Below are 26,906 nucleotides of genomic sequence, written 5' to 3' on the forward strand. Positions count from 1 at the left end.
ACCTTGACACCCGACCAACGACTGCCCTACACATTATCAAGTGAGCGCAGAGACCGCGCTCACCTGTGCACGAGCCGTAAGGGTCGTTGATCATGGCGGATATCAGGTCCGGCGATGGAGCCGGCGGCGCATACCTGCAGGGACGTGCCCTTCGCCGTCGGGCAGCGCTGAGCGCCGCCGGCGCGTTCCTCGACGGCTACGACCTCCTGATCATCAATGCCGCGCTGTTGACGCTGGTTCCACAATTCGGGCTCTCCGGTGCACGGACCGGCATGCTGACCTCGCTGCCCTTCATCGGGATGGTGATCGGCGCCCTGGCCGCCGGACGACTGTGCGACCTCTTCGGCCGACGTCGGATCTACATGATCGACGTGGGCTGCTTCCTGGTGATCACACTGTTGCTCGCCGGAGCCCAGGAGTTCTGGCAGCTCGTCATTTTGCGCTTCTTGCTCGGGGTCGCCATCGGCATGGACATGCCGACCGGTACATCGATGCTGGCCGAGTTCTCTCCCCCGAAACTACTGGGCCGCCTGACCAGCCTGATGCAGACCGTTTGGGTCTTCGGCGGGATGGTTGCCGCGATCGTCGGCTACATCCTCCACGAATTGTTCGGCGCATCCTCGTGGCGCTGGATGTTCGCCTCCGCGGCGATTCCTGCGTTGATCATCGCGATCGCCAGACACTCGCTACCCGAGACACCGCGGTGGAAGGCAGCTCGCTCGACTGTCGTCCCGACCGCCGGTCTGCCGGGTCGTCGCAGTGGGATAGCGGAAATTCTCCGAACTCCGGCCTTCAGGTCGGCCGTCGGGTTCTTCACGGTCTACTGGGTTGTCGAATCGTTCCTCGGTGGCCCGCCGTTCGTCTACACGGCGTTGATCTTCAACAAGGTGCTGCACTTCGAGGCTTCCCAAGCCCTGCTGCTCAATGCCGGACTGTCGTTCGTGTACGTACTGGCCAACGTCTTCGCCCAGTTCGTGATCCTCGATCGCTTCGGGCGCAAACGATTGGCGGCCGTCGTCTGCACGATCGCGGCACTCGGTGCGATCGCCACCGGCATCCTCGGACACACGACCGTCGCTCTGGTCGTGGCGTTCGGGGTGTTCGCGGTCGCCACCCAGGTCGCGCCCGTGCCGTTCTGGCCATGGTCGGTCGAGCAGTTGCCGACCCGGATCCGGGCCACGGGCCAATCGATCGGCAGTGCTGGCGGCAAGCTCGGTCAGTTCATCGGGCTGAACATCTTCACCACCGCGACCATCGCCGGTATCGGCTGGACGACCTACTTCGTCGGCGTTGGCGTGGCCTTCGCTCTGCTCGTGGTCTTCGTGATCGTAGTGGGCAAGGAGACCCGGGGCGCCGACCTGGATGCACTCGATGCGATTGACAACTCTTCACCCACCCGGAAGGAAGTCTGACCCACTGATGCCCACCAACCGCCGACCCAACGTCCTGATCATCTCCAGTGATCAACAACGCTTCGATGCGATGGGCTGCTACGGCAACGAGCACATCCGGACCCCAGAACTCGACCGGCTCGCCGGCCAGGGCGCTCTTTTCGAGAACGCCTACAGCCAGAGCCCGATGTGCGCTCCGTCCAGGGCCAGCCTGATGACGGGACTCTTCCCGCGCAACCACGGCCTGTGGGCCAATGGTGTGGAGATCGACGACCGGCATCGGCTGCTGTCTCGGGTGCTGACCGATGCGGGATACGACTGCGGCCTGGTCGGCAAGTTTCATCTCGGTGCCGCCGCGGAAGGCCGAACCGAACGGCGTGTTGACGACGGTTTCCGGATGTTCGAGTGGGCTCATGATCCGATCCACCCGTCGCCGCAGAATGCCTATCATCGTTGGCTGGCAGAGAATCATCCCGATGTGTTTGCCGAGTTCAGTGCCACCCTTGCACAACCGTGGGAGACCGAGGCGGGGAACCAGGCCAAGGGCGCGCTCTACCTGGACACGGTCCGTCCAGAGGCGCATTACAGCACCTGGGTCGCCGAGACAGCGCTCGACTTCATCACCGACGACCGGAGGGAAGGCGATCAGCCGTTCTTCCTGATCGCGAACTTCTTCGACCCGCACCACCCGTTCGGCGCGCCGGAAGAATTCCGCGCACTCTACGACGCCGAGACGCTCCCCAAACCGGTCGGCAGTGTCGAGGAGTTGGCCGGAAAGCCCAGCGCACAAGCAGATTGGTCAGCCACGTCGTACGGCGGCACCGCTCCCGGCTTCCAGGACTACAGCCCCGACGAGATCTCCGAGATCATTGCCAGCTATTACGCGATGGTGACGCAGGTGGACACCCAGGCGGGGAGGATTCTGCGAGCATTGGACGAGCAGGGCCTCGCCGAGGACACGTTGGTCATCTTCACCAGTGATCATGGTGAGATGCTCGGTGATCACGGGATGATCTTGAAGGGTCCCATGATGTATGACTGTGCCGTGCGGGTGCCGCTGCTGATCCGCTGGCCGGACCATATCCCTGCAGGCAGCCGAGTGGAGACGGTCACTCAGACCGTGGACCTCACCAGCACCATCCTGGCCGCGACAGGCATGACGGCGGCGATGCCGTGGGCGCAAGGGCAGGATCTCGCCCCGCTCACGCAGCCCGAGCCGAAACGAGCCTCGGGGCGCGACTGGGCACTGGTCGAGTATCGGGACAGCAACTTTCCGCAGGACCCGCCGATCTTCACGACCATGCTCCGCTCCGGTCGGCACAAAATCACCATCTGGCACGGCGATCCGGCGACAGACCGAGCGGCCGAAGGTGAACTGTACGACCTCGACACGGATCCGGCCGAGCTGCACAATCTCTGGCATCAACCAGGGTCCGAACAACTACGGACCGAGATGTTGATCAAGCTCGTCGATACCCAGACGGGCGTCGAGGACCGCAGCAGGCCACGCGTCGCGGTGTGGTGATCTCCGAGGGTCGCTTGGCGTCATCCGATCGGGACTGATCGGTCAATCCACGGTGGCGAGCAGCTCGCGAGCCAGGGTTTCGTCGACAACGGCAGTGTGGACCCACCCCGCCGCGGCCGCAACCGACATGGCGGTGGCCTGGTCCGGGCCCCAGGCAGTTGCGACCACCTCGGGAACACCAGCGAGCTTCTCCAGACTGATGCTGATCACCCGGGAGTCGATCAGGTCGGTCACCGGCCGACCGTGATGATCGAAGAGCCGTCCAGAGATCTCGCCACAGACGCCGGCGTCCTTCCCTGCCTCACGGAGCTCCGGCGCAACGGACTCGTACACCCGGGACCGGGGCGAACCCCAAGCTCCGACTGATACCAGCGCGACCGTCAGGTCTCTGGCACGGTCGAGCGCCTCCGCGATCTCGGGTTGCCGCCGCAGTGCTTCTGCGGTGCCGGCGTCCTCGATGATCATCGGTGAGTAGATCGGGTAACACTCGCCACCCGCGACCGCGGCGGCACGACGTACTGCTTCCACACTGCCCGAGGTGTCACCAGGTCGGGAGAGGTTGCCCGCCAACTGGACGATGGTGCAGCGCGGCAGTTCGGTCAGCTGCTCGACCATCGCGTCGCAGACGCGACTCCAGCCGAGACCTACCACGTCGCCGTGCTCGACAATCCTGCCGAACAGGTCGGCCAGCAACGCACCGAGCTGCTGGATGATCGTCGAGGCCGGCTGCCGCGACGTCGAGGACATGACGAGGGCGCGCCGTACACCGAGCCGATCCTGCACGGCAGCACTGAGTTCGTCGTCGATCGTTCCCGGTCGACCGCCAACCTCGATCCGGACCATCCCCGAGTCGCGTGCCGTACGCAGCATCCTTGCGATCTGGAACCGGCTGAATCCGAGGTCACCAGCGATCGCAACCTTGGACTCGTCGTCGAGGTAGTACCGACGCGCGACCTCGGCAAGCAGCTTCGGGTCAGCGTCCGTGCCGCCCGCTGCATCCACAGTGCGACCTACATCCGACCTCGACACCGCTGACACCTTCCGTCCGTACGGCTCCTGATCCTAGCCGCGGGCCGAGTGCTGCCAGGACGGAGCCGGTTCCGGCAACCGACCGTGGCAGGGGGACCCGGAGCGTTGTCGGCAGCCACGTCGTCAGGCCGCCCGAGCAGGACGGCAATCGGCCGTCTGCCGTCGACGCATACCGGCCCTGGGGAGTCCCGGCTCCCCAAGGCGGCGTGAGCTTGTCGAGGACGTTCCACCTACAGGCTCAGGGATCAGCCAATAACTGGTCCGACAGGTAGACCAATCGTTGACAGGAGCCGGCAGGTTCAGCAAACTGCGGGGCACCCCGATCCCCCATAGGAGCTTCGATATGCGGTTTTCGACCAAGTTCACCGCCGCGGCAGCGGTGTTGACCCTGGCCCTGGCCGGCCCCTCCGTGACGGCCCACGCGGCGCCGGACGACGCGAGTCCGGGCTGGCTGAGTGGCGCATCCGGTCCGCAGGCCGCGGACGGCTCGTTCGGCAGTTGGCGCGGCGCCGAGACCGAGATCGCCGGCACCTGGGTCAATTCCCCCGAGCTCTACACGCTGCAGCCCGGCGGCGAGCTCGGCGCCTGGGACAAGCCGGTGGATGTCGGGATCTCGCCGCCGGACTGGCAGGGCTGGCAGGCCGAGGCGGCCGGCGCCCACGACGACTTCTACCGGCAAGCGTTCGCCACCATGAAGAAGCTGCGTGACGGCAAGGGCACCACCTACGTCCGGCCCTGGTACGAATTCAACGGCAACTGGATGCCGTACGCGGTCGGCGGCGGTGACACCGCGGCGTTCAAGCAGGCCTGGATCCGGGTCGCGACGATCGCCCGCCAGGAGTTCCCCGGCGTCCAACTCGTCTACTGCGCATCGGCCGCCAACGGCTCGGACGTCTACTCGGCCTTCCCCGGCAAGGAATACGTGGACGTCGGTGGCGTCGACTTCTACAACAATTACCCCTTCGTCACGAGCCAAGCGGGATTCGACGCCAAGGCTGACAACGCCGCTGGGGCTTACAGCCTGAACGATCTGGCCCAGTTCTATGCCCAGCAGGGCTTGCCGGTTGCGATCAACGAATGGTCCAACCAAGGGGCTCGGCGCGGTGTCGCCGAAGGTGGCGGTGGCGAGTCGCCACAGTTCATCGAGAGCATGCACCGCTGGATGACCGCGCATGCGGGCGACGGCACGCCACAGGCGGGGAAGCTGCTGTACGAGGTGCAGTTCAACCTGTGGCCGGACCAGTTCCAGCTCTACCCGGCTGACCAGACGGTGCAGCCGCAGACCGCCGCGAAATACGCCGAAGTCTTCTGATCAGTCCCCCCGATGAATCGCCCTTTCAGGAGTCTGTGACCGCCCCGGAGGGCTCTGCGATCCGGTCTGGCATGATGATCAGATGTCATCACTCAGGTTGGATTCTGTACAGCGGAATCCCAATCTGTATCAAATGGTCAGCGCAGGGCTCTCCGATGCGATCAAGGAAGCCGGGCTCGGCCCCGGCGACAAGATCCCGTCCGAACGCGAGCTCGGCGAGCAGTTCGGGGTCTCCCGTCCGGTGGTCCGAGAGGCGATCAGGCATCTGGCCGCCAAGGGCATCCTCGAGGTCCGCACCGGGTCCGGGGTGCGGGTGGCCAGCATCGGACACGAGGCCATCAGTGAGTCGATCGAGCTGTATCTGACCCAGCGTGACGCGCTGGATCCGGACAAGATCAACGAGGTCCTGACCAGCCTGGAGCTCCGGGCGGTCGAGCTCGCCGCCACGCTGGCGACCGAAGATGATCTTGAACGGGTCCTGGCCAGCCGTGACGCACTGGTGGATTTGCCCGATGAAGCCGGGAACTGGGTTGCCGTCGCCGAGGAGTTCCACAGTGCGATCGCCCGAGCCGGCGGCAACGAGATCATCAGCGCCTTGATCAACTCCCTGACCGATGTCCGGCGCGGCATCGGGCAGACGGGCGTCCATGATCAACGACAATCTGGCGCCGTCATGGAGCAGCATCGCCGCATCGCCGATGCCCTGTCACGACACGACGCGGACGCTGCGGTCGCCGCGATGACGGATCACCTTGATCCCAGCGCACGAACGTCGTCCTGACCGAGACGCTGCGAACAGAAGCGCCTGAGGAAGACTGCGGTTCCTTCGGGTTGCGCCGACTGACCGGGATTCGCCGGCCGGAACAACCGAGCATGGTCATCCGCGGCGTGGGCCGTGGAGGCGAGCGCACAGCAGGAAACGGTACCGATAACGCCAGCTATTGCCGTCAGGCGACGTTATCGTTATCGTTCGCTGCGAACCTCGCCTTCCTCCTCGACGACGAATGGAAGCTCACCATGCCTACGTTCTTGCCCCCAGCACGCCTGACCCGCGCCGTCCTCACCAGCGTCGCAGGTCTCCTCAGCACCGGACTGATCTGGAGTGCGACACCGGCGCACGCCGTCCCCGATCAACCGGCCACCCCGGCCGCGTCGGCGGCGACCTGGGCGAACCGAGCCACCGACGCCTACCGCGCCCTGCAGCGGGAGCTGTATCAAGGTGCCGATGATCATGGGCTGTATCTGGAGCGCACGCCGAAACAGGATGCCGACCGTGATCACTCCTACCTGTGGCCGATGCGGGAAGCAGCGGCGGCAGCCGTCGACATGTCCCGACTGCCGCGGCGAGGCGCCGCCTATCGCGATGACGCTGCCGAGCGCTTCGACACCATCGAGTTGTATTTCGGCGATGGCGAACGCCCCGGCTACCAGTCCTATCTGCCGGCTCCGCTGGGCACCGGCGGCGACGTCTACTACGACGACAATGCCGTCGTCGGACTGAGCGAACTTGATCAATACGAACTGACCGGATCGCCGATCTACCTGAAGCGGGCCGAGCAGATCGTTCCGATCGTGTCCCGGGCCTGGGACACCGACGACAGCTTGACCTGCCCCGGCGGCATGGACTGGTACGACTCGCCCAACAATGTCTACCGCGCCACCAACGTCACCGCCCTGTCCGCCCAACTGGCGGCCCGGCTCTACGAACGCACCCGTAACGCCGACTACCTCGCCAAGGCCGAGCAGTGGTACGGCTGGGTCTACACCTGCATGCGGCAGGCACCCGGACTGTACGACAACGACCGCAACGACGACGGCAGCACCAACCCGACCTTGTGGAGCTACAACTCCGGAGCCATGATCGGCACCGCGACCTCGCTCTTCCGCAGCACCGGCGACCGGTCGTATCTGGCCAACGCCGTCGAGGACGCGCGCAGTTCACTGGCCTACTGGACACAGGGAACGCGGCTCCATGATCAACCGGCGATCTTCAACGCCTTCTATTTCAAGGATCTGCTCGAGCTGGACGCGATCCGCGGCAATCGGGATTTCCTGATCGCGATGAGTGATTACGCCGCCGCGACCTATGCCAGCAACCGGGATCCGGCGACCGGTCTCTACCGCTTCCAGCCGTCCGGTGGCGGTGACTACGACCCGGATGCGCCGGCCGAGACCTTGGAGCAGTCGGCCATGATCCAGATCTTCGCCACCCTCGCCGTCGCGACGCCACACTGACGGCCAGCCAGCAAGATCATCTGCCCAGGGGCCGGCCGCGAGCTGCGGACGGCGCTGGACGCACACGGTCACGGTGCGGAGGCCGCGCACCGTTGGCTGCGGTTCGGCTGTTCGCCAACTGGTTCTGCACCGTCGTTCGCTTGGCGTTCGACGTCCTCACGGCCGCGGCGATCTCCGGCGGCAGTGACTGTCGCGGTGGGGTGATCGGACGATCCGGGTCCTTGTTCTTGCCGATCGCGGGCCGTGTTGCGGGCAAGTCCTTCAGCGCATCGACGCCGCGGCCCTTGGTGCGATCGAGGGCGGCGGCCGCGACGGCAAACGGCAGACCGTTCGCTCGGTGTTCGAAGGCGAGCACTTGGCGGATGGGCAGTGGGCTGTCCGGGGCCGGCTCGAATTCGCGGTAGATCATCCGATGCGACGGTCCCATCGGTTTGCCGCTCGGGGTGAAGTCCTGGACGACCGGCACCTTGATCTCGGCGCAGTCGCGAAGGTCGTAGTGCCGGGGCGAGTAGCCGAGCCGCTCGCCCGCGAAGTCGCGTTCGCGGCCGGCCCGTAGTGCCCGTGCGGCTTTCAGCCCTGCGGTCAGCAGACGCGCATCGGCGCCGCCTGGATCTGCCGCCGCACCTTTCCGTAGACCCCGTAGCCGCGCCGCAAGATCATGCTGCAGGATGACCCGATACGGATCAGCCATCGCCGCGCCCGCTCGGCGAGTCGTCAATCTCCTTCAAGAAGTCGTCGAGGTCGACACCCTCGTCGGGTCGGCTGGACCGAATCCGATCCCGTACGATGTTGGCGATCCGCTCCTCACCGGCCGCCTCCTCGGCAAGGTCGAGATAGTCCAACCACTGCTCGAAGGGGATCACCACACCCTGCGGCTTGTCGTCGTTGGCGACGATCAACGGCTCGGAGTTGCCGTCCTCAAAGCTCTGCAGGACGCGGGCGAGATACTCCGCAGCAGTGTCGGAGTCGACAACGATCAGGCGTTCGCCGTTGGGTAGTTGATGCTCGAATTCGGGGGCCATGCCGTCACGCTACACACGTCGTACCCGACCCGGAACCGACTCATCCACAGCCTGCACACCCGGGACAGAGCCCCGCCGGGTTCGGCGTCGGCACCGCAACGCGGCGAGATGATCAAGGACCGCCGCGAGCGCCCGCGGATGCGGTGCGCTGCTATCCGTCGACTGACGGGCTCGGCACGACATCGGGATCACCGGCGGACATCGAGGCCCGCATGTCCTCGACGGTCCAGGCCTCGACCTCGTCCAGATGCACTTCGGCGGCCCGCTTGGCCGCCTCGATGTCGCCGGTGATCATGGCGTCCAGGATCTCCAGGTGCCGACGGGTCGAGCCGGCCACCCGATGCCGTCCGGTCGCGCCGAGGATCCGCAGCCAGTAGACGTACGGTTCGACGGCAGCGCGGGCACGGATCAACCGCTGATTGCCGGAGGCGGCGACGATCTCTCCGTGCAGCCGGGCGTCACTGGCGAAGAACGGCTCGAAATCACCCTGGTCCGCGGCCGCGAGCGCCTCGACCACCTCGGTGCGCAGTTCGTCCAGCAGTGATCGCGGCATCACCCGGGCAGCGAGCCCGGTCGCCACCCACTCGATGCCCTTGCGGTATTGGCAGACCTCGTGGATGTCGGCGATCGTCGGGGTCGCCACGTACGTCCCCGAACGCGGCCGGGTCTCGATGATCTGATCGACCTCGAGCCGCTGCAACGCATCCCGCACCGGGGCACTCGAGACGCCGAACTCCCGGGCGATCGCTGCCCGGTCCAACCGTTCGCCGGGTTTGAGCATCCCGGTCGCGATCCTGCGGGCGAGGATCTGCCGGAGCTGACTGGCGATCGAGTCGACGACCAGGCCGTCGCTGACCTCGTCGGATCGTGGCGACGGCACGTTGGCGGAACTCTTCCCGGGGGTCATGATCATTTCTCCGACAGGACGACTGAGCAGGAGCCGAGCTTATCCGCCGATCACGCCGGCTGCTCGCAGCGCCGCTGCGATCCGCGTCCGATCCTCATCGGTTGCCGGCGTGAACGGCTTGCGCGGATAGCCGGCCGGCCGTCCCTGCAACTCGAGCGCAGCCTTCAGGGTGGCCGGCAGATTCGGCCGATCGATAGCGGTCCACACCGTGAGGATCCGCTCGTGGAGATCGCGGGCGGTGTCCAGGTCGCCTTGCTGGACGGCATCCCACAGCTGCACGCTGAGCTTGGGCGTCACGGTCGGGATCGCGGCCAGCGCCCCGTGGGCTCCCATCAGGAATGCCGGATAGTGCAGATCGTCCAGCGCAGCCAGGATGGTGAAGCGGTCCCGGGTCCGGTGCAGCAGCTGGCCCAGCAGGTGCATGTCGCCACCGCTCTGCTTGATCGCCACCACCTCGGGCACGGCGCGACCGATCAGCTCGATGGTGTCGACCGGCACCAGGGCCCACGGCACCACGTTGTAGAGGATGATCGGCAGCCCGATCTCGGCGCCGAGTTCCCGGTAGTACTCGACGGTCTCCTCCGGCGACGGCGCGAAGACGTAGTGCACGGGAGTGATCTGCAGGGCGTCGACGCCGGCGTCCTTGAGGGCGAGGCCGTACCGCTTGGCCTGTGCCAGGGAGTTCTGGATGATCCCGGAGATGACGGGGATCCGTCCACCCACGGCGTCGATCACCGTCCGCGCGACGGCGACGCTCTCCTCCAGCGACAGGGTGTGTCCTTCGCCGGTGCTGCCGGTGGCGCAGATCGCGGTGATCCCCGACTCGACGAGGTAGTCGACGTCCTGCTTCAGCAGTCCGTGGTCGACGGCGTCGTTCTCATCGAACGGCGTGACGACGGTCGAGATGATCCCGTGAAACTTCGGATCCTTCATCCGTTCCTCCTGGGAAGGTGGCAAACATGGATTGACATCTGAAATCTGATCATATTAGATACCAGCGCAGGTGCAAACCATGTCCCAAAGGGGTGACGTCATGTCCGATCGAGCCACCGACACGTCCGTCCACGCTCCCGCTCCGATGCGTCGGGTGATCTGGGCCAGCGTGCTGGGCACGACCGTGGAGTACTACGACTTCACGCTGTACGCGACTACCGCGGCGCTGGTCTTCGGCACCGTGTTCTTCCCGTCCGGCAATGCCTTGGTCGGCACCCTGTACTCCTTCGCCACCTTCTTCGTCGGCTACCTGGCCCGGCCGCTCGGTGGCGTGCTGTTCGGCCACTTCGGTGATCGACTCGGCCGCAAGACGATCTTGGTGATCACGATGCTGATGATGGGGCTCGGCACCTTCGCGATCGGGCTGATCCCCAGCTATCAGCACATCGGCATCGCGGCTCCGCTGCTGCTGGTGCTGATTCGCCTGATCCAGGGCGTCGGCATGGGCGGCGAGTACGGTGGCGGTGTCTTGATGGCATTGGAGAATGCTCCGGTCAAACGGCAGGGCTTCTTCACCTCGTTGGTGCACATCGGCACCCCGGCCGGCGTGCTGATCCCGGTCGGCATCGTCACACTGCTCAACACGTTCCTGCCCGACGGCGCCTACCTGGCCTGGGCCTGGCGGCTGCCGTTCCTGCTCAGCATCGTGTTGATCGGCGTCGGCTTCTTCATCCGGCTGAAGCTGACCGAGACTCCCGAATTCGTCGTCGCTCGCGAACAACGCGACACCACCAAGGTGCCGATCAAGCAGGTGCTCGGCGAATTCCCCGGCTCGGTGGTGTTGTCGATCCTGGCCAAGATCGCCGAGAGCGGCCTGTTCAACATCTACTACGTCGTCGCGATCACCTACGTGACGACGAGTCTGGGGCATCCGAAGGGCCCGATCCTGGTGGCAGTCCTGATCGCCTGCTTGATCGAATGCCTGACGCTGCCGCTGTTCGGTGCCCTGTCCGATCGGATCGGCCGACGGCGGGTGTATGTCGCCGGCGCACTCTTCCAGACCGTACTGGCAGTGCCGTTCTTCCTGATGATCAGCACCGGCAACATCGCGCTCACCGCTTTGGCCCTGACCCTCGGCCTGGCCATCGGCCACGGATCGATGTACGGCGCCCAGGCCGCCCTGTTCAGCAACCTGTACCCGGTCGGCGTCCGCTACACCGGTCTCTCGGTCACCCAGCAGGTCGGAGCCACCCTCGGCGGTGGGCTGTCACCGTTGATCGGAACGGCCTTGCTGGCCGCGGGCTCGGGCTGGCAGCCGCTGTTGATCTACGTGATCGGCGTCGCCGTCCTGTCCAGCGCGGCCGCCCTCGGCCTGCGGCGTGGCGAGAGCGCTGATTCGCTGTCCAGCACGGAATCCCTCGGCATCCGAACTTGATCAGGAGCTGATCGGGTCGCCTGGACCAAGAGTTCGCAACCAAACCGAATGCCGACCAGGGAGCGAGCGAACGCCGACCCGAGCGCAGCCCTCACAGGTGAAGACCGAACGCGTTCCCCACCGACCGAGTCCCGCCGTTGCCGCTGCGTGCGGACCGGTTAACCCCCGTACGCGTTCGGGTGCTGCTCCCAGTGATTGCCGGCGCGACAGCAAGCACTGTTGAGTCATGACGACGACTGTGCACGCCGCTCCCGAATCATCCGGTCGACGTGCCAGGAGCGAGTTCGGCCCGCTGCGTGATCGCATCGTCGCCGAAGGGCTGCTCGGCCGGCGGGTCGGACACTATGCGCTGCGCGGCGGTTTGATCTTGGTCGCGCTGCTCGCCACCGCCGTCGGCATCATCCTGCTAGCCGGCAGTTGGTGGGTCTTGCTGCTCGCTCCGGTTGCGGCGATCGTGTCGGCACAGATCAGCTTCTACGGTCACGATGCCGGACACCAGCAGATCAGCGACTCCCGCAAGATCAACAGGATGACCGGCCTGATCGCCGCCAACGTGCTCGCCGGCATTTCGCACGGCTGGTGGCAGGACAAGCATCTGCGGCATCACGCCAACCCCAACCATGAGGGGCTGGACCCCGACGTCGGCGAGGGCGTGATCGCCTGGAGCGAGGAGCAGGCCGCCAAGAAGACCGGCTTCGCCCGCTGGTTCGCCAGGCGCCAGGCGGCGTTCTTCTTCCCGCTGCTCACCTTGGAAGGCTGGAACCTCAACCTGGCCGGCCTACGATCGATCAGGTCCCGACCGGCCAAGTCTCGTAGCCTGGAGATCGGGCTACTGGCGCTGCACTGGGCGGTCTATCTCGGATTCCTGATCATGGTGCTGCCGCTGCCGGTGGCGATCGTCTTCATCCTGATCCATCGCGGACTGTACGGGCTCAACCTCGGGATGGCCTTTGCCCCGAATCACAAGGGAATGGAGATGCCGCCGCAGGGATCGCGGATGGACCACCTCCGCAAGCAGGTGCTCACCTCCCGCGACGTCACCGGCGGCCCGCTCGTCGACTTCATGCTCGGCGGCCTCAACTACCAGATCGAGCACCACCTGTTCCCCAGCATGCCGCGGCCACACCTGAAGCTCGCCGCGCCGATCATCCGCGACTACTGCGCCGACATCGGCCTGCCCTATCGATCCTGCGGACCGATCGAGTCGTACGGCGAATGTCTTGCGTACTTGCGCGAGGCCGGCCGGTGATGATCAACTCGACCACCATGCCTGATCCGACCCGTGTTACCCACAGGAGCCGGCGAGGATCACGCTCTCGTCGGCGATGCCCGCTGGTCGATCACCGGAACGAGCATTGCGTGTAGTCACAGCAAACGCCGCAGAATTGCGCAGTTCCTCGACCGCGGTCACCAGATGGAGATCGGCCAATCTGACGAAGCTCCCGACCCCGCCGGGGACCGACTCGACCAGCCCACACTCACGAAGGTGTCTCAAGTGGTCCAGCATGTTGGACGGTGAGACCTTCAGAGCGTCGGCGAGATCGGACGGGTAAGCCGGCGATTCGCTGAGTGCGACCAGCATGCGAAGCCTGACCGGATCCGACAGCGCACGCGCGAGCCTCGCCAACGACGCGGATTCGTCCGCAACAGCAGGTGTCATCATCATCTCGATTCGTATCTATGGGCGGCCGGGCGACCTGTCGTCGACAGCCGAGAGCTGCTCGGGCCTCAGGACCGGCTTGTCATAGGGGAGATCGCGACAACCCAGAAGTGAAGAGATCTCGGAGGTCGCCGCCCACAACGCATCGAGGATCGACTGCATCAGCTCGGAGTTCGCCATATTGGCCGGCAGCGCGCAGGCCAGCGAGCACATCACCACCCCGGCGCCGGACCACACCGGCACCCCCAGAGCGAGGTAGCGCTTCGGATCGAACTTCACGCACAGGCCGTGATCGACGATGTCGGCCAGATGCCGCTCCCAATCTTCCGATGTCCAAGCCGGTTCGACGCCGGTGGCAGCATCGATGAATGCCGGCCATCTCGCGCGATCGGAGAAGGCCACCAGGACCCGACCCGCGGCTGGATCGAGGACTGCGGCGGGGTCCCACTCCTCGCGTGGCGACGCAACCTGGTAGATCAGACTTGCCGATTCGGCCCACCCGATGCTCTGCAGACGATCGTTGATCAGCACCGTCGCCAGGACGTTGATCTTGGTTGCTCGGCTGGCCTTCTGGATGGCGGGCCGGATGATTGCCGGGAGCGCCACGGCAGGATCGAATCGTGCCGTCATCGCGGTCACCGAGGGGCCAAGCCGGTAACGACCGTCGGTGACCAGGAGGTAGCCCCTCTTCGTCATGGTCTTCAGCAAGTTGTGTGTCGTCGAGGGCTTCAGCCCGACCTCGCGAGCCAGCGCACTGACGCCCATCTCGCCGCGCCGAGCAATCTCCTCGAGCAGATCCAGTGCCCGATGCAGCGATTGGACGTCCCCCGCCCGGGGATCTGCGGCACTAGCCATGGCCCGAAGGGTAACCGGATAGCCACCGATTGCGCGCCCGGCTCCGGCTGGCCGCGACCATCATCACATCAATCTCCTTGCAGGGTTGGGGATCCGGCTGCATACGACGCGACTGTCCGGCGCGTCAGGTGTTCGACATCAGCCCACCGCGCCATTGACATCCCCATCCACCGATGCTTAGCTGCCATTCAGTGTTACAGACCGCTTTTCAGCATAACTGAATCACCCAATGGAGGGAACGAACAGATGCAGGTTTCAGCACTGGAACACAGGCTCAGCGAAGAAGAGCGCGCGACCTTCGAGGACCAGGGGTTCCTTCAGATCGAAGACGCGATCGCGGCGGACCACCTCAAGCTCCTGACTGAGGCGACGGACCGGATCCATGAGCGCCATGTCGCAGCCGGGAACCCTGACAACCAAGCGATGTTCGTGCCCAACTTCATCCCGGAGGACGAGTTGTATCTCGACCTCGTCGATTACGAGCCGATCCTGCCCAAGATCTGGGGGATCCTCGGCTGGAACCTCTCGCTCTATCACTCCCACCTGATCGTGACGCCGCCCTCGGGTGCCACCCGATCGGAGAAGACGTTCGGCTGGCACCAGGACTCCGGCCGGGTGAATTTCGACATGCCGGGCCCGCACCCCCGACTGTCGGTCAAGGTCGCCTACTTCCTGTCCGACGTGTCGGAAGCGGGCCGCGGCAACTTCTGGGTGATCCCGGGCAGCCACAAGAACGAGGACGTCACGATTCCGGACGGGGACGGCCAACCCGAGGGTGCCGTCCCGGTGTTGGCCAAGCCTGGCATGGCTGTGCTCTTCGACCGCAGACTGTGGCACGCCGCCAGCCCGAACTGGTCCGACATCACTCGGAAGGTGCTCTTCTACGGCTACGGACATCGCTGGATCAAGCCGAAGGACGAGATGACCCTGTCCGAGTACTGGGACCAGAGCGACCCGATCCGCAAGCAACTCCTGGGCTATGCGACCAGCGCCAACGGTTGCTACACCCCGACCGAGGACGACGTACCCCTGCGGGCTTGGCTCGCCGAACACAGCCCCTCTGATGTGGACCAGGAACGGCACGCAGAGAAGTAGTCCACGGACGCAATCGACCTTCAGAGAATGGTGAGGGGCCGACGCCAATGTCGACGACCGCACGATCACCACTGTCCCGCCGTCGATTTCTGGCCGCCGCCGGGATCGCGGCAGGCATGGCCGCTGCCACCGGTTGCGCCAAGGGAACCGGGACAGTCGCCGCAACCAAGAACACGATCACCTCAGCCGCCTGGGTCGACCCGATCACCGATGTCATCTACGGACCGATCGCGAAGGGGTTCGCGGCGAAGTCGGGTGTCACTTTGCAACCGCAGGCCAGTGTCGCGTTCGCCGATTACCAGACGCGGTGGCGGACTCTTCTGGCCGGTGGCCAACCACCGGACATCTTGGAGGTGAACGACGATTTCGTTGCCGAGGTCACCAACAAGAAGCTGACCCAGGACCTGACTCCCTATCTGCAGAAGTCCAAGATCAACACCTCCGACTTCTTCGAGAAACCGTTCAACTTCACCAAGCGCGGCGACACTCAACGGGCCATGTCCATCGGGTCCCTGGCCCGCTGCATCATCTACAACAAGACGATGTTCAAGGAGGAAGGCATTCCCCTGCCTCCCACGACGTGGACCGATGACGGCTGGAAGTGGGACGACTTCCTGAGCGCTGCCAAGGCCCTGACCAAGGGGTCCACAACCTGGGGCGCGGTGGTCGTCAAGGACACGGCGTACGAGAACACCTTCTGTCTCAACAACGGTGGCGTCGGCACGTTCTCCGCGGACGGCAAGAAGTTCACGCTGGCCGATGGGCCGGGTGTCGAGGCACTGCAGTGGGTGTACGACCTCACCCTGAAACACAAGGTCACCCCGGCCTACGGCGACATCCAGGCCGACGGCGCCGAACAGCGACTGTTCGCCGGAGGCAAGCTGGGCATGTTGTTCGCGCCGTCGTCGGCGATCGCCTACTACGCGGAGAACGTGAAGGACTTCGAGTGGGACATCGCCCCCGTGCCCGGGAACCAGCATCAGTTCCAGGAGGGCGGTCAGATCGTCTACACGATCCCGGAGAAGGCCAAGAATCCGGATCATGCCTGGGACTTCCTCAACTACATCATCAGCCCGGAGGGCGGCAAGGTCCTGGCCGAGGCAGGCCTGGTGGTGCCGATCAACAAGAAGGCGGCCGAGTCGTTGACGAGCCCCGGGAAGTACCCGAAGAACATCAAGCTGTTCGTCGACGCCCAGGACCACAGCAAGCCCATCAACTTCTCCGCGGGCACTGCCGCGGCAGTTGCGATCTACCGGCCACAACTGCAGCGCGCCATCACCGGCGAGATCACGGCGAAGCAAGCCCTGACCGCCGCCCGTAGCCAGGTCGAGGCAGCACTGGCGAGCACCTAACCCCGCCTTCAGCTGCGCAATCCGCCCGGACCGACGCGCGCACCCGGTGGATCAGAAGTCCAGCCGCGCACCGACCCTGGGTCGGCGGTGGCGCACACGACTCAAGCCGTTGCGGGTCCGGTGGAGTCCCGGGTCACCAATTCGGGACGGATCAGCACCGACGGGGCGGTGACCGCCCCGTCGGGATCTGCCCGGAGATAGTCGACGGCAGCAGTGGCCATCGCATCCAACGGCTGCCGGATCGTCGTCAGCGGCGGCCAGGCCAGCTCGGCCAGCAGGATGTCGTCGAAGCCGATCACCGACAGGTCCCGACCGGGTGTCAGTCCGGCCGTACGGGCGCCGGCACAGACGCCGAGCGCGGTCATGTCGTTGATCGTCAGCACCGCGGTCGGACGTAGTTCCTCGGGGCGTTGCAGCAACTCCGCGACGGCTGCCCGGCCGAGTGCCGCAGCGTCCAGATCGGCGAAATCGTCATCGTCGGCAGCCCAGGTGATCGCTCCGTCGCCGAGCTTCGCGGCTGCGGCCGCCTCGACGAATCCTCGATGCCGTTCCTTGCGGTTGATGCTGCCCAACGACCCCGAGATGAAGGCGATCCGACGATGCCCGAGGTCCAGCAGATGCTGAGTTGCCATCTTGGTCCCGAGCACGTTGTCGATGCTGATGTTGATCACCTGATCGGGATCACCCAGCTGAGCAGTCCGGTCGAAGGCGACCAGCCGCAGCCCGGCGCTGATCTTGTCGGCAAGATGATCAAGGGACGGCAGCGACGTGCACAGCACGATCGCCCGCAGCCCCTCGGCCCACAGCTCGTCGACGTAGGCCCGTTCCCGATCGGGATCGCGTTCGCTGTTGCAGAGCAGCACGTGTTGACCGTGGGTCAGCGCAGCCGCCTCGACCCGCTGGGCGAACGCTCCCCAGAACGGGTTCGCCACCGACGGGACGACCAGGCCGATCGCGCTGGCCCGGCCGGTGCGCAGCTGCCGGGCCGCATGGTTGGGACGGTAGCCGAGGTCCTGCATCGCACGCACGACCCGGGAACGGGTCTCCGGCAGCATCCGCCCGTCCCGACCGTTGAGCACGTTCGAGACCGTGCTCGGCGACACCCCAGCGGCTCGCGCCACCTGGTAGATCGTTACACCCAATTGATCCTCCTCGGCAGACCGACCCACCACGCAGTCTGGCACACATTCGCGCGGAACTTCCCGGTCACACGGCGCATTTCAGCCTGGACGACGATCGTTGACATCTCGGAAGGTCTCGCTCTAGGCTCGGTAAACCGATGCACCAACTCAGCGGCGACGGAGTCGCACAACGACGCCTCCACACGTGATCACCGACATCGGCGCGGCCATCGCACGATCGGAGCAACAGCCTTGCCACACGGCATCCGCCAGTCACGGCCTCCGCACAGCGCGGCCTCCGGGCAGGTCTTGATCCCACCGGCCGGACGTGGTGGTTGGTGGCACGACTTCGTCTGCCCCGCGCACGGCACCGAACTCCTGCACGACAACATGCTGATCGGCGAGTTTCCCGACGGTGGCGCACGGTGTCCACACGGTTGCCGCCTCGACACGACGGCCGTCCGCGGAGCCTGGACGACGCTGGCTCACCAGGCACGCGCGCGACAAGCTCGCCGGCTCGCGACCGTTGACCCACAGGGCGAGTCGGGACGCCGAGTGCTGGACTTTCTGACCTGCTGCGCCGATCGCTACCTGAGCCTGCCCGGTGATCATGACGGCGCCCAGGGCTGGATGCTGGCCGGCCGACTCTTCCACCAAGCCCTCACCGAGGCGATCTGGGCGGTCAACATCGGACAGGCCGCCTGGACGCTTCATGATCATCGCGTCACGTTGCCGACGGCCGTGACCGAGCTGCTCGCCGAGTTGACCCGCGCTGCCGTGGCCAGCCGGGCAACGCTGCTGGACCAAGATCGCTCGACGTCGAACTACCTGGCCTGGCTGGACGCAGCCGGTGCCGTCTGCAGTCGCGACGAGCAGTGGCTCAGCGGCGATCACGGGATCTATCCGCACCTGTTGGCCGCCACCCTCTCCGACGGTTGGCAATGGGAGGCGAGCACCTACTACCACTCGTTCGTGCTGCGTGCATGCCTGATCGCGATCGCGAACGTTCCCGGTGCCGTTCCGCCGCCCGAGGTTGCCGAACGGTTGCGAGCCATGCACCAGGTCCTGCGGGAGCTGCGGTCGCCGGGTGGTGAACTCCCCGCCCTGCACGACGGTCCGTATCGCCGCGACGGCTACGACCAGGAGCTGGCCGAACTCGACCTCGACGAGACCGACCGCGCAACAGTGGGTGCCCCGGCGACGATCACCGTCCAACCCGACGGTGGCTATGCGATCCTGTCCCGTCCTGGCCTGCACGCGATCCTCGCGTTCGGACCGCATGGTGGGTCGCACGGACACTTCGACAAGTTGTCCCTCAGCCTCTACGGCCGCACCACCAGCTGGCAGGCCGATCCCGGGCAGGTGCCGTACGGGAATCGCTTCTGGCGCAGGCACTACGCCAGCACGGCGGCCCACCCGACCGTGATCATCGACGACACCGACCAGTCCGCCTGCACCGGCAGTCTGTTGGGCCGCGATGACGACTCCGTCACCGTCGGCTGTGACACCGCCTACCCTGGCGTGCGGATCACGCGGACCCTGCGGCACACCGTCGAAGGGCTCGACGACGAGGTGACCGTACGCTGCGACCGGCCGCGCAGAGTCGCCCTGCAGCTACGCCCGGTGGGCCCGGTCGACACCCTCGTCACCGCCGACGGTTTCAGCACCGTCTGGCACGGTTCGTCCGATGCGGAGGTGCTGATGGGTTCCCACCAGGCGACCGGACCGGCGCAACCGATTGTTCGGCCCGGACCTGGCCCGGCGGACGACCCGCAACGGGAGGTACCGCAGATCGACTGGATCGCCGAGGACTGCCGGGAGATCACCTTCACTTCCCACTACCGGGTCGCCCCGCCACTCGAGGGCGACCGAGCCGCGAACGAGGTCACGCGATGATCTTGATCGGTGACTCCGGCCACCTCGAGCAACTGCGAACCGAACTCGGCAGCACCCGGGCCCGGCAGTGGCAGCGGCTGTACGAGCAGTGCAACAGCTATCGCGAACAGGTCCCGCCAACCGAGCACCCGACCGCCAGCATCACCTACTTCGGCCCGGCCGCAGCCAATCTCGCGCTGGCCTATCGACTGACCGGCCAGCCGCACTACCGGGAGGAGGCATGGCGTTGGATCTCGACCTGTATCGGCTATCCGCATTGGGGCAAGGCGAAGCTGCCCGATCATGATCTTGACGCCGGCTGGCTGCTGCACGGTCTGAGTTTGGCCTACGACTGGCTGGGTGATGATCTTGATGATGCGCGGCGTGACCGGCTCCGAGCGAAGTTGGAGCTGCAGGGGAAGCGGCTCTACGACTACGCCGCCGAGACCGAGGGCCACGGCTGGTCGACCAACTACTGGCAGAATCACAACTGGATCTGTTACGCGGGACTCGCGACCGCTGCACAGGTGCTCGGTCGCGACGAGTGGGCCGAACGTGCCCGGACGAACTTCGACACCGTGCTGCCACTGCTCGCCGCGGACGGCTCCGACTATGAGGGTGTCGCCTACTGGCGCTACGGCGTGCCGTGGTTGGCGATCTATCTCGATCTTGTGCAGCGGACGACCGGCGAGGATCTGTGGCAGCACTGCGACTTCCTGGCCAACACGATCGGTTGGCGGCTGCAGCAGAGCCTGCCCGGTTTCGGGGAGAGCTTCGGCATCGGTGACTGCCATGATCGGCGCAGCGGTCACAGTGTCGCGCTGTACTACCGGCTGGCCGCCGCCTACCGGGACGGTCGGGCCGCCTGGCTCGCCGATCTCGTTGCCGACAAGCTGTTCTGGCGTGAAGCGTACGAGTCGGGCATCAAGCCGGGCGTGAAGCCGGAGGCGTACCTGGAGCTGCTCTGGTATGACCCGAGCGTGACACCGACGCCGCCCGACGACGATCCGGTCACCGCCCACTTTCCTGATCTTGGTCAGGTCGTCTCCCGGACGTCGTGGACCGATCCGGACGCGACGGTCGTCAGCTTCACTTCGGCTCCCGGTGGCGGGCACACCGCCTGGGATGCCGCGGAACGGTTCCGCCGGCAGCAGGACCTGGAGACGCTCAACGCCGGGCACCATCATCCCGACGCCGGCGCGTTCCTGCTGGCCGGGCACGGCGCACTGCTGGTGGTCGACGACGGCTACGCCAACAACAAACGCGCGGCGCAGCACAATCTGATCTTGGTTGACGGACAGGGCTGGCACGGCGAGGGCGGCAAGAACGCCTACCGCGACCTCCCTTACGATGCCCGCCCGGAGCTGGTCGATGTGCTGGCAGAACAGGGATTTCTGCACGCGACCTCGCGGACGGCGATGATGTTCGACCCGGCACTGGGAGTCACCCGGCTGGACCGTACGCTGATCGCCACCCCGCAGGGACGCGTTCTCGTGCTGGACGACTGCCGCGCCGATCAACCGCGCCGTTGGCGGTGGCTGCTGCATGGTGACTGGCCCGCCGAGGAGTTGCCGCCGGATCCGGGGACGTTCCCGATCCCGCACGAACGGTCGGTCATCCTGCGGAGCGGACCCGGTATGGCCCGGGTGATCCGGCTGCCGGGGACTCCGACGGACCGTACCTTCGAACCCACCGAGGTGCAGGCGAATCCGACCGGGTCGACGCCGAGCCTGCTGATCACCCGGACCCTGCAGACGACCGCGTGGCAGACCGAACCGGTCACCGAGGCGACCTTCCGTACGGTGCTGGAGACCACCTCCGCGCTGAACCCCGCACCGGCCGCGCTCCGTGAGGTGGACGGTGACAGCTACGACTTCGGAGCCGAGTGGATCACCGTCGGTCGGAAGGGTCTCATAGATGGTCGCAACGTCCGAGGTCGGGCGAGGGCGGTGATCTTCTCCGGCGGGCGACTGGCGGTCGTCGCCGCCACCGAGATCGAACGGCCGGAGGGACCACCCGTCCGGTGGGACAGTCCGTACACCGGAGTGGTCGAGCAGTGATCACCACCGCCGCGGCCGTCCACCAGCAGCGAGACGTGACCAGCTACGCGCATTCCTGATCAGCTCAAGGAGGAGCTATGTCCATCAGTTCGGATCCCCGGCTCAGTCGGAGATCGTTACTTGCCGGAGCCGGGTCGGCCGCCCTTGTCGGAGGTGTCGCGACCACGGTGGGCTGCAGCCCGAAGTCGACCGACCAGGCCAACACCGCCACCAAGAACGCGTCGACCAAGCTGCCGACCTACACCGAGTACACCGGTGCGAAACCCGACCTCGCCGGCACCGAGACCGGCGTGATGCCCGGCTTCTTCAGCTACCCGAAGGATCCACCCAACGCGGTCGCCGACAAGCCGGGCACCGGCAAGGAGACCATCACCGGGATGGCGCCGATCTACTACGCCGTGCCACCGGGGCCGAAGAGCAACAGCTACTGGGCAGGGCTGAACGAACGTCTCGGTGTTGATCTTCAGATGCAGATGGTCGGCAGCACCGACTACGAGAAGAAGCTCGCCACGGTGATCGCCGGGTCGGATCTGCCGGACACCATGCTGCTCGAGGTCCAGGCGAACTTCCCGCAGATGCTGGACAAGCTGTTCACGCCACTCGACGAGTTCCTTGCCGGGGACGCGATCAAGGACTACCCCAACCTGGCCAACGTCCCGACGGTCGCGTGGCAACACACGATCTACAACGGCCACATCTACGGCATCCCGATCCCGCGCGCGACGATCATGAACTACAACTTCATCCGGCAGGACCTGTTCGACGCGGCCGGGGTGTCGAGCAGCCCCAAGGGCTACGACGAGCTGGTCGAGACGACGAAGGCGCTGACCGATGCCAAGAAGCGGCGGTGGGCGTTCAGCCTGGTCCAGCAACCGCGCAATCTGCTGGGGATGATGAACAACGAGCCGAACGGCTGGCGCTACGCCGACGGCAAGCTGACCAACCAGGTCGAGACCGACGAATACCGGCGCACGGTCAGCGATCTGGCGACGATGTGGAAGAGCGGCGTCATCCACCCGAATGCCTTCGACGACTCGCAGAACAAGGCCGCGCTGTTCATGGGCGGCACCTGCTGCATCAACGCCAACGACGGCTACGTGACCTGGACCCAGTTCACCGCCGAGGGCAAGACGGTTCCCGGCTTCAAGCTCGGTCTGATGGAGAGCTACAACCGGGACGGCACCGCGCTCGCGCACTGGCACGAGGGTCCGGGCATCTTCCACACCGCGTTCACCGGACTGAAGAAGCAGGACAGCAAGGACAAGACGAAGTTGATCCTGCGGGTGTTGGACTGGCTGGCAGCACCCTTCGGCACCGAGGAATACCTGTACCGGATCTACGGTCAGGAGGGTGTTGATCACAAGCTCACCGCCGATGGCGACCCGGTGCTGACCTCCACCGGCCTGACCAACACCGTCGTCCCGGCGAAGTATCTGGCCGACGCGCCGTCGGTGATCTATGAGCCCGGACGGCCGCAGGACGTCAAGCTGCAGCACGCCTATCAGAGCAAGGAGATCCCGACCGGGATCCAGGATCCGACGCTCGGGCTGTTCTCCGACACCTTCGCGTCCAAGGGCGACACGATCTCGGGGAACCTCGACGACGGCGTCAACCAGATCATCCAGGGCCGCAAGCCGCTGACCGAGTTGGACGGCCTGCTGGACAGCTGGCGCTCCGGCGGCGGCGACACCATCCGGAAGGAATACCTGGACCAGCTGCAGAAGAAGGGCTGACACCCAAAGGCCCTTGAGCCTGTCGAAGGGCCGCACCCGACGTGGAAGGAAGAATTCACATGGTCGATGGAACGAACGGATCGCTGGCAGGTCGACGAGCACTCGTCACCGGCTCCGGGCACGGCATCGGCGCGGGCATCGCCACGGCGCTGGCTGCGGCGGGTGCCGATGTCGTCGTGCACTACGGACAGTCCGCGGACAAGGCGGAACAGACTCGCCAGCAGGTTGCCGGGCACGGTGTCCGCAGCACGATCCTGCAGGCCGACGTCACCCGGACCGTCGAGGTCGACCGATTGATCGCCGATTCCGTGGATTTCCTGGGTGGGTTGGACATCCTGGTGTGCAACGCCGGCCATCTGGTCGGACGTGAAGCCGTCGCCACGATGACCGACGATCACTACGCGTCGGTGATGGAGGTGAACATCGGAGCGACGTTCCGCACGGTCCGGGCTGCCCTCCCCCACCTGGAGAAGTCCGATCACGGTCGGATCGTGACCATGTCGTCGCTGGCCGCGCAGAACGGCGGCGGCAATGGCTCCACCATCTATGCGGCCGCGAAATCCGCCGTCCTCGGCTTCACCAAGGGGCTGGCCAAGGAGATCGCTGGCTCGGGAACCACGGTCAACGCGCTGGCGCCCGGTTTCATCGGCGACACCCCGTTCCATGATCGTTTCTCCCCGCCCGAGGCCCAGCAGACCATGATCGCCGGCATCCCGCTGGGCCGCGCCGGTCAGGTCAGTGAGGTGGCCTCGGCTGTCACCTGGCTGTGCTCGGACGGTGCAGCGTTCGTCACCGGTACGACGGTCGACATCACCGGGGGCGCCTGGTTCCACTGATGTCCGTCGGCGGATCCAGCCACCGGAATCAGCTGATGATCCTGTCGCCGACAATCACCCGGCTCTCTATCGTGAAGGCCCGGAAAACGTTCCGGGCCGACGAGGCGTCGCGGTACGTCATGCGGCTCAGATCATCGAGCAGGTAGCGGCGCATCAGCGTGCGCCCAGTTGCCGCCGAGCCTGCTCGAGCACACCGACGACAGCCGTCGTCTCCTGATGGGTGTGGATCGGTGACTCGACCAACCCCTCGCCGATGTAGCCGGCAGCGGCGATAGCCTGATAGTGCAGCGCGTCGTACGGTTCGGCCAAGGCCGTGTCGGTCCATCTGACGGCGTCCGGATCCGGGCCCCACATGGCCTTGGTCGACAGCATCAGCCCACTCGGCCGGATGTAGGGCGAGTCGACTTCCACCCGTCCCTTCGTGCCACCGATGACCGCGGTCACCGGCAAGGCGGAGCGCAGCGAGGTGACAGCACAGGCGAGCGCGCGTTCGTAGCTCAGCGAGAGCTGGGCATGATCATCGACTCCGGTCGCAGCCAGTGATCCGACAGCATGCACCGCCCGTGGCGCACCGAGCACCGAGGAGATGAACGAGACCGGGTAGACGCCCGCGTCGAGCAGCGCGCCGCCGCCGAGGTCGGGGTTGAAGAGCCGGTGCTTCGGGTCGTAGTTCGCGACGAATCCGAAGTCGGCGGCAACGTAGGTCACCTCGCCGATCAGCTCGGCCTCGAGGATCTGGGCCAGGACGTCGGCCTGCGGGAGGTACCGGGTCCACATCGCCTCCATCGCGAACAGCCCATTGTGCCGCGCGAGCTCGAAGACGGATCGGGCATCGTCCTCGGTCATCATGAAGGGCTTCTCCACCACGATGTGCTTTCCGGCGTTGAGGGCGAGTTCGGCCATGGCCCGATGACTGTCGTGCGGTGTGGCGATGTAGACGACGTCGACTTCGTCGAGTCCGACCAGTTCGGCCGGTGAGCCGACGGGTTGCGGAATGTCATGCCTGGCAGCGAATTCCTGTGCCCTCGCGAGCGCTCGTGACCCGACGGCGACGACCTGCTGATCGCTCTGCCGGTGCAGTGCATCGACGAAGCGGCCGGCGATGCCGCCGGGGCCGAGAATGCCCCATTTCAGTGCTGGTGCGGGCTGTCGCGGACGCGGTGCAGGGATGATCGGTGACTCGGGCATTGATCGACTCCTGTGCTGGTGAATGGGTTCCGGGCGTTATCGTGCTCGCACAGCTCAAGAGCACGAGGTAGGGGATGAGGGAATCTGTGTCGACGGTGCCACGTAGCCGGCGGGGACGGTCCTTTGCCGAGACCCGGGGAGCGATTCTCGATCTGATCCGTTCCAGTGGAGAGATCTCGCGTCGAGACCTGGCGCGCCAATCCGCGCTCACCGAAGCGACGGTCTCCAAGGCCGTGAAGGCGCTGTTGGCCGAAGAGATCATCGTGGAGTCGGGCTACGCCGAGTCGACCGGCGGCAAACGGCCGATCCTGCTCCGGCTGGTGAACTCGGGGCGCTGGGCCGTCGGCGTCATCCTTGATCATTTCCGCATCGTTGCCACGTTGTGTGGCATCGACGGCAGCCAAGTCGCCTCTGTCGAGCTGCCGGGTGCCGGTCATGACGACACCGACACCGTGCTGAACGCGGTCGCCGACGCGGTGCACCAACTCCTGGAGAGCAACGGCGTCGCCAAGGACGCCGTGATCGGCCTCGGGGTTGCGGTCTCGGGCCGGCGCATCGAGGATCCTGCCCCGGGATCTGCACCGTCCGAAGCCTGGTGGGGGCAACCTTTCGTCGCCGACAGACTGCAGGAGCTCACCGGCCTGGATGTCCTGCAGGAGAACGACGCCAACTGCGCTGCGCTCGGGGAATTCTGGTCCGGACGAGTGCCGGATGATCGCGACTTCGCCCTGGTCTACCTGGCCGACGGCGTCGGCGTCGGCATGATCATCAACGGCGATGCCTACCGCGGCCGATCCGGCCACTTCGGCGAGATCGGCCACAGCTTCGTCGACCCGTCCGCCCGACCCTGTTGGTGCGGCTCCGTCGGCTGCCTGGACACCGTGGGAACACCGGAGGCGATCGCCCGGGCCGTGCTGACCTCGCCCGACAAGAAGGACGAGTGGGAGCTGCGCAGCGATGACTCCCCCGCGGTGACCTACGCGAAGGTCGCGGCGCTGGCGCAAGCGGGTGAGCCGGTGGTCCGGGACGCGATCGAGGAGGCTGCGGGATTCCTCGCCACTGCCCTGGTCAGCCTGGTGAACACCATCGACCTGGACCGCATCATCCTCGCCGGTCCAGGACTTTCCGTCGGTGCCGACGTCTACGTCGAAGCCGTCCGCACCCGCATCCGGACGACGTACATGAGCTCCATCCATCCGATCGAGGTGCAGCTGCGTGAGGCGAGCGCCGACATCGCGGCACTCGGAGCAGCCGCACTGGTCCTGCATCGTCACCTCACTCCTCAACTCAACTCGCAGTAGCGCCAACCCGCTACACCACCCTTCAACAGGCTCAGGGCTCG

24 protein-coding genes are annotated in these 26,906 nt (G+C 65.9%); 14 read left to right on the plus strand and 10 right to left on the minus strand.

Annotated features, from left to right (window positions below; all coding sequences use genetic code 11):
• Positions 1 to 92 precede the first annotated feature (92 nt).
• Positions 93 to 1,412, plus strand: a complete 1,320-nt coding sequence (locus tag BLU38_RS12570; RefSeq protein WP_091525241.1) for an MFS transporter — start codon at positions 93 to 95, stop codon at positions 1,410 to 1,412.
• A gap of 7 nt (positions 1,413 to 1,419) precedes the next feature.
• Entirely contained in the window at positions 1,420 to 2,916 is a 1,497-nt protein-coding gene (locus tag BLU38_RS12575) for a sulfatase-like hydrolase/transferase (RefSeq protein ID WP_091525243.1), read from the plus strand.
• A gap of 42 nt (positions 2,917 to 2,958) precedes the next feature.
• On the opposite strand, the gene BLU38_RS12580 is transcribed toward BLU38_RS12575, so the two are convergent.
• Positions 2,959 to 3,918 carry a sugar-binding transcriptional regulator gene (locus BLU38_RS12580; RefSeq protein WP_091525245.1) on the minus strand — a complete coding sequence of 320 codons (960 nt, stop codon included), beginning with the start codon at positions 3,916 to 3,918 and terminating at the stop codon, positions 2,959 to 2,961.
• A 370-nt stretch (positions 3,919 to 4,288) separates the two neighbouring features.
• Between BLU38_RS12580 and BLU38_RS12585 the strand changes: the two genes are divergently transcribed.
• From BLU38_RS12585 to BLU38_RS12595, 3 genes are all read left to right on the plus strand, one after another.
• Positions 4,289 to 5,257, plus strand: coding sequence for a glycosyl hydrolase (locus tag BLU38_RS12585; protein WP_091525247.1), 969 nt, complete (start codon positions 4,289 to 4,291; stop codon positions 5,255 to 5,257).
• A gap of 133 nt (positions 5,258 to 5,390) precedes the next feature.
• On the plus strand, positions 5,391 to 6,038 hold the full coding sequence (locus BLU38_RS12590) for a FadR/GntR family transcriptional regulator (RefSeq protein WP_172836129.1): 648 nt from the start codon (positions 5,391 to 5,393) through the stop codon (positions 6,036 to 6,038).
• Positions 6,039 to 6,274: 236 nt separating this feature from the next.
• Positions 6,275 to 7,492, plus strand: coding sequence for a glycoside hydrolase family 76 protein (locus tag BLU38_RS12595; protein ID WP_091525251.1), 1,218 nt, complete (start codon positions 6,275 to 6,277; stop codon positions 7,490 to 7,492).
• A gap of 16 nt (positions 7,493 to 7,508) precedes the next feature.
• On the opposite strand, the gene BLU38_RS12600 is transcribed toward BLU38_RS12595, so the two are convergent.
• From BLU38_RS12600 to BLU38_RS12615, 4 genes are all read right to left on the minus strand, one after another.
• Positions 7,509 to 8,183, minus strand: coding sequence for a hypothetical protein (locus tag BLU38_RS12600; protein WP_091525253.1), 675 nt, complete (start codon positions 8,181 to 8,183; stop codon positions 7,509 to 7,511).
• Positions 8,176 to 8,514: a hypothetical protein gene (locus BLU38_RS12605; protein ID WP_091525255.1), complete on the minus strand. Its 339-nt coding sequence runs from the start codon at positions 8,512 to 8,514 to the stop codon at positions 8,176 to 8,178. Before BLU38_RS12605 ends, BLU38_RS12600 begins: the two co-directional genes overlap by 8 nt.
• 151 nt (positions 8,515 to 8,665) lie before the next feature.
• The gene (locus tag BLU38_RS12610; RefSeq protein WP_091532359.1) at positions 8,666 to 9,421 is read right to left on the minus strand and encodes a GntR family transcriptional regulator; all 756 of its coding nucleotides are present in this window, start codon (positions 9,419 to 9,421) and stop codon (positions 8,666 to 8,668) included.
• Between the two features lie 39 nt (positions 9,422 to 9,460).
• On the minus strand, positions 9,461 to 10,354 hold the full coding sequence (locus BLU38_RS12615) for a dihydrodipicolinate synthase family protein (RefSeq protein ID WP_091525257.1): 894 nt from the start codon (positions 10,352 to 10,354) through the stop codon (positions 9,461 to 9,463).
• Between the two features lie 100 nt (positions 10,355 to 10,454).
• On the opposite strand from BLU38_RS12615, the gene BLU38_RS12620 reads away from it, so the two are divergent.
• Both BLU38_RS12620 and BLU38_RS12625 read left to right on the plus strand, forming a co-directional pair.
• Complete coding sequence (locus tag BLU38_RS12620) at positions 10,455 to 11,789, plus strand: MFS transporter (protein ID WP_091525259.1); 1,335 nt, start codon at positions 10,455 to 10,457, stop codon at positions 11,787 to 11,789.
• A gap of 226 nt (positions 11,790 to 12,015) precedes the next feature.
• Positions 12,016 to 13,038: a fatty acid desaturase family protein gene (locus tag BLU38_RS12625; protein ID WP_091525261.1), complete on the plus strand. Its 1,023-nt coding sequence runs from the start codon at positions 12,016 to 12,018 to the stop codon at positions 13,036 to 13,038.
• Positions 13,039 to 13,074: 36 nt separating this feature from the next.
• Here BLU38_RS12625 and BLU38_RS32360 read toward each other — a convergent pair whose 3' ends face one another.
• Positions 13,075 to 13,455, minus strand: a complete 381-nt coding sequence (locus BLU38_RS32360; RefSeq protein ID WP_197680100.1) for an ArsR/SmtB family transcription factor — start codon at positions 13,453 to 13,455, stop codon at positions 13,075 to 13,077.
• A 12-nt stretch (positions 13,456 to 13,467) separates the two neighbouring features.
• The gene (locus BLU38_RS12635; RefSeq protein ID WP_091525263.1) at positions 13,468 to 14,304 is read right to left on the minus strand and encodes an IclR family transcriptional regulator; all 837 of its coding nucleotides are present in this window, start codon (positions 14,302 to 14,304) and stop codon (positions 13,468 to 13,470) included.
• Between the two features lie 246 nt (positions 14,305 to 14,550).
• Here BLU38_RS12635 and BLU38_RS12640 point away from each other — a divergent pair, with 246 nt between their 5' ends.
• Together BLU38_RS12640 and BLU38_RS12645 are read left to right on the plus strand one after the other, a co-directional pair.
• The gene (locus tag BLU38_RS12640) at positions 14,551 to 15,399 is read left to right on the plus strand and encodes a phytanoyl-CoA dioxygenase family protein (RefSeq protein ID WP_091525265.1); all 849 of its coding nucleotides are present in this window, start codon (positions 14,551 to 14,553) and stop codon (positions 15,397 to 15,399) included.
• Positions 15,400 to 15,446: 47 nt separating this feature from the next.
• Complete coding sequence (locus BLU38_RS12645) at positions 15,447 to 16,751, plus strand: ABC transporter substrate-binding protein (protein ID WP_091525267.1); 1,305 nt, start codon at positions 15,447 to 15,449, stop codon at positions 16,749 to 16,751.
• Between the two features lie 101 nt (positions 16,752 to 16,852).
• Here the strand turns inward: BLU38_RS12645 and BLU38_RS12650 are convergent, their stop codons facing one another.
• A complete protein-coding gene (locus BLU38_RS12650) occupies positions 16,853 to 17,893 on the minus strand; it encodes a LacI family DNA-binding transcriptional regulator (protein WP_231920314.1) in 1,041 nt (346 codons plus the stop codon).
• Positions 17,894 to 18,427: 534 nt separating this feature from the next.
• Here BLU38_RS12650 and BLU38_RS12660 point away from each other — a divergent pair.
• The 4 genes from BLU38_RS12660 (at position 18,428) to BLU38_RS12675 (ending at position 24,376) form a co-directional block, all read left to right on the plus strand.
• On the plus strand, positions 18,428 to 19,768 hold the full coding sequence (locus BLU38_RS12660) for a heparinase II/III domain-containing protein (RefSeq protein WP_231920315.1): 1,341 nt from the start codon (positions 18,428 to 18,430) through the stop codon (positions 19,766 to 19,768).
• Positions 19,765 to 21,807: a DUF4962 domain-containing protein gene (locus BLU38_RS12665; protein ID WP_091525275.1), complete on the plus strand. Its 2,043-nt coding sequence runs from the start codon at positions 19,765 to 19,767 to the stop codon at positions 21,805 to 21,807. The genes BLU38_RS12660 and BLU38_RS12665 overlap by 4 nt, the downstream gene beginning before the upstream one ends.
• Positions 21,808 to 21,884: 77 nt before the next feature.
• Positions 21,885 to 23,540 (plus strand): extracellular solute-binding protein, encoded by a 1,656-nt coding sequence (locus BLU38_RS12670; protein ID WP_091525277.1) that lies wholly within the window; start codon positions 21,885 to 21,887, stop codon positions 23,538 to 23,540.
• A 59-nt stretch (positions 23,541 to 23,599) separates the two neighbouring features.
• Positions 23,600 to 24,376, plus strand: a complete 777-nt coding sequence (locus BLU38_RS12675) for an SDR family NAD(P)-dependent oxidoreductase (RefSeq protein WP_091525279.1) — start codon at positions 23,600 to 23,602, stop codon at positions 24,374 to 24,376.
• A 28-nt stretch (positions 24,377 to 24,404) separates the two neighbouring features.
• Here the strand turns inward: BLU38_RS12675 and BLU38_RS32050 are convergent, their stop codons facing one another.
• Together BLU38_RS32050 and BLU38_RS12680 are read right to left on the minus strand one after the other, a co-directional pair.
• On the minus strand, positions 24,405 to 24,530 hold the full coding sequence (locus BLU38_RS32050; protein ID WP_269458175.1) for a hypothetical protein: 126 nt from the start codon (positions 24,528 to 24,530) through the stop codon (positions 24,405 to 24,407).
• A complete protein-coding gene (locus BLU38_RS12680) occupies positions 24,530 to 25,564 on the minus strand; it encodes a Gfo/Idh/MocA family protein (protein WP_091525281.1) in 1,035 nt (344 codons plus the stop codon). The genes BLU38_RS32050 and BLU38_RS12680 overlap by 1 nt, the downstream gene beginning before the upstream one ends.
• A gap of 74 nt (positions 25,565 to 25,638) precedes the next feature.
• Here BLU38_RS12680 and BLU38_RS12685 point away from each other — a divergent pair, with 74 nt between their 5' ends.
• Positions 25,639 to 26,865 (plus strand): ROK family transcriptional regulator, encoded by a 1,227-nt coding sequence (locus BLU38_RS12685; protein ID WP_091525283.1) that lies wholly within the window; start codon positions 25,639 to 25,641, stop codon positions 26,863 to 26,865.
• Positions 26,866 to 26,906 lie beyond the last annotated feature (41 nt).

Source organism: Microlunatus soli, assembly GCF_900105385.1.
GTDB classification, from domain to species: domain Bacteria; phylum Actinomycetota; class Actinomycetes; order Propionibacteriales; family Propionibacteriaceae; genus Microlunatus; species Microlunatus soli.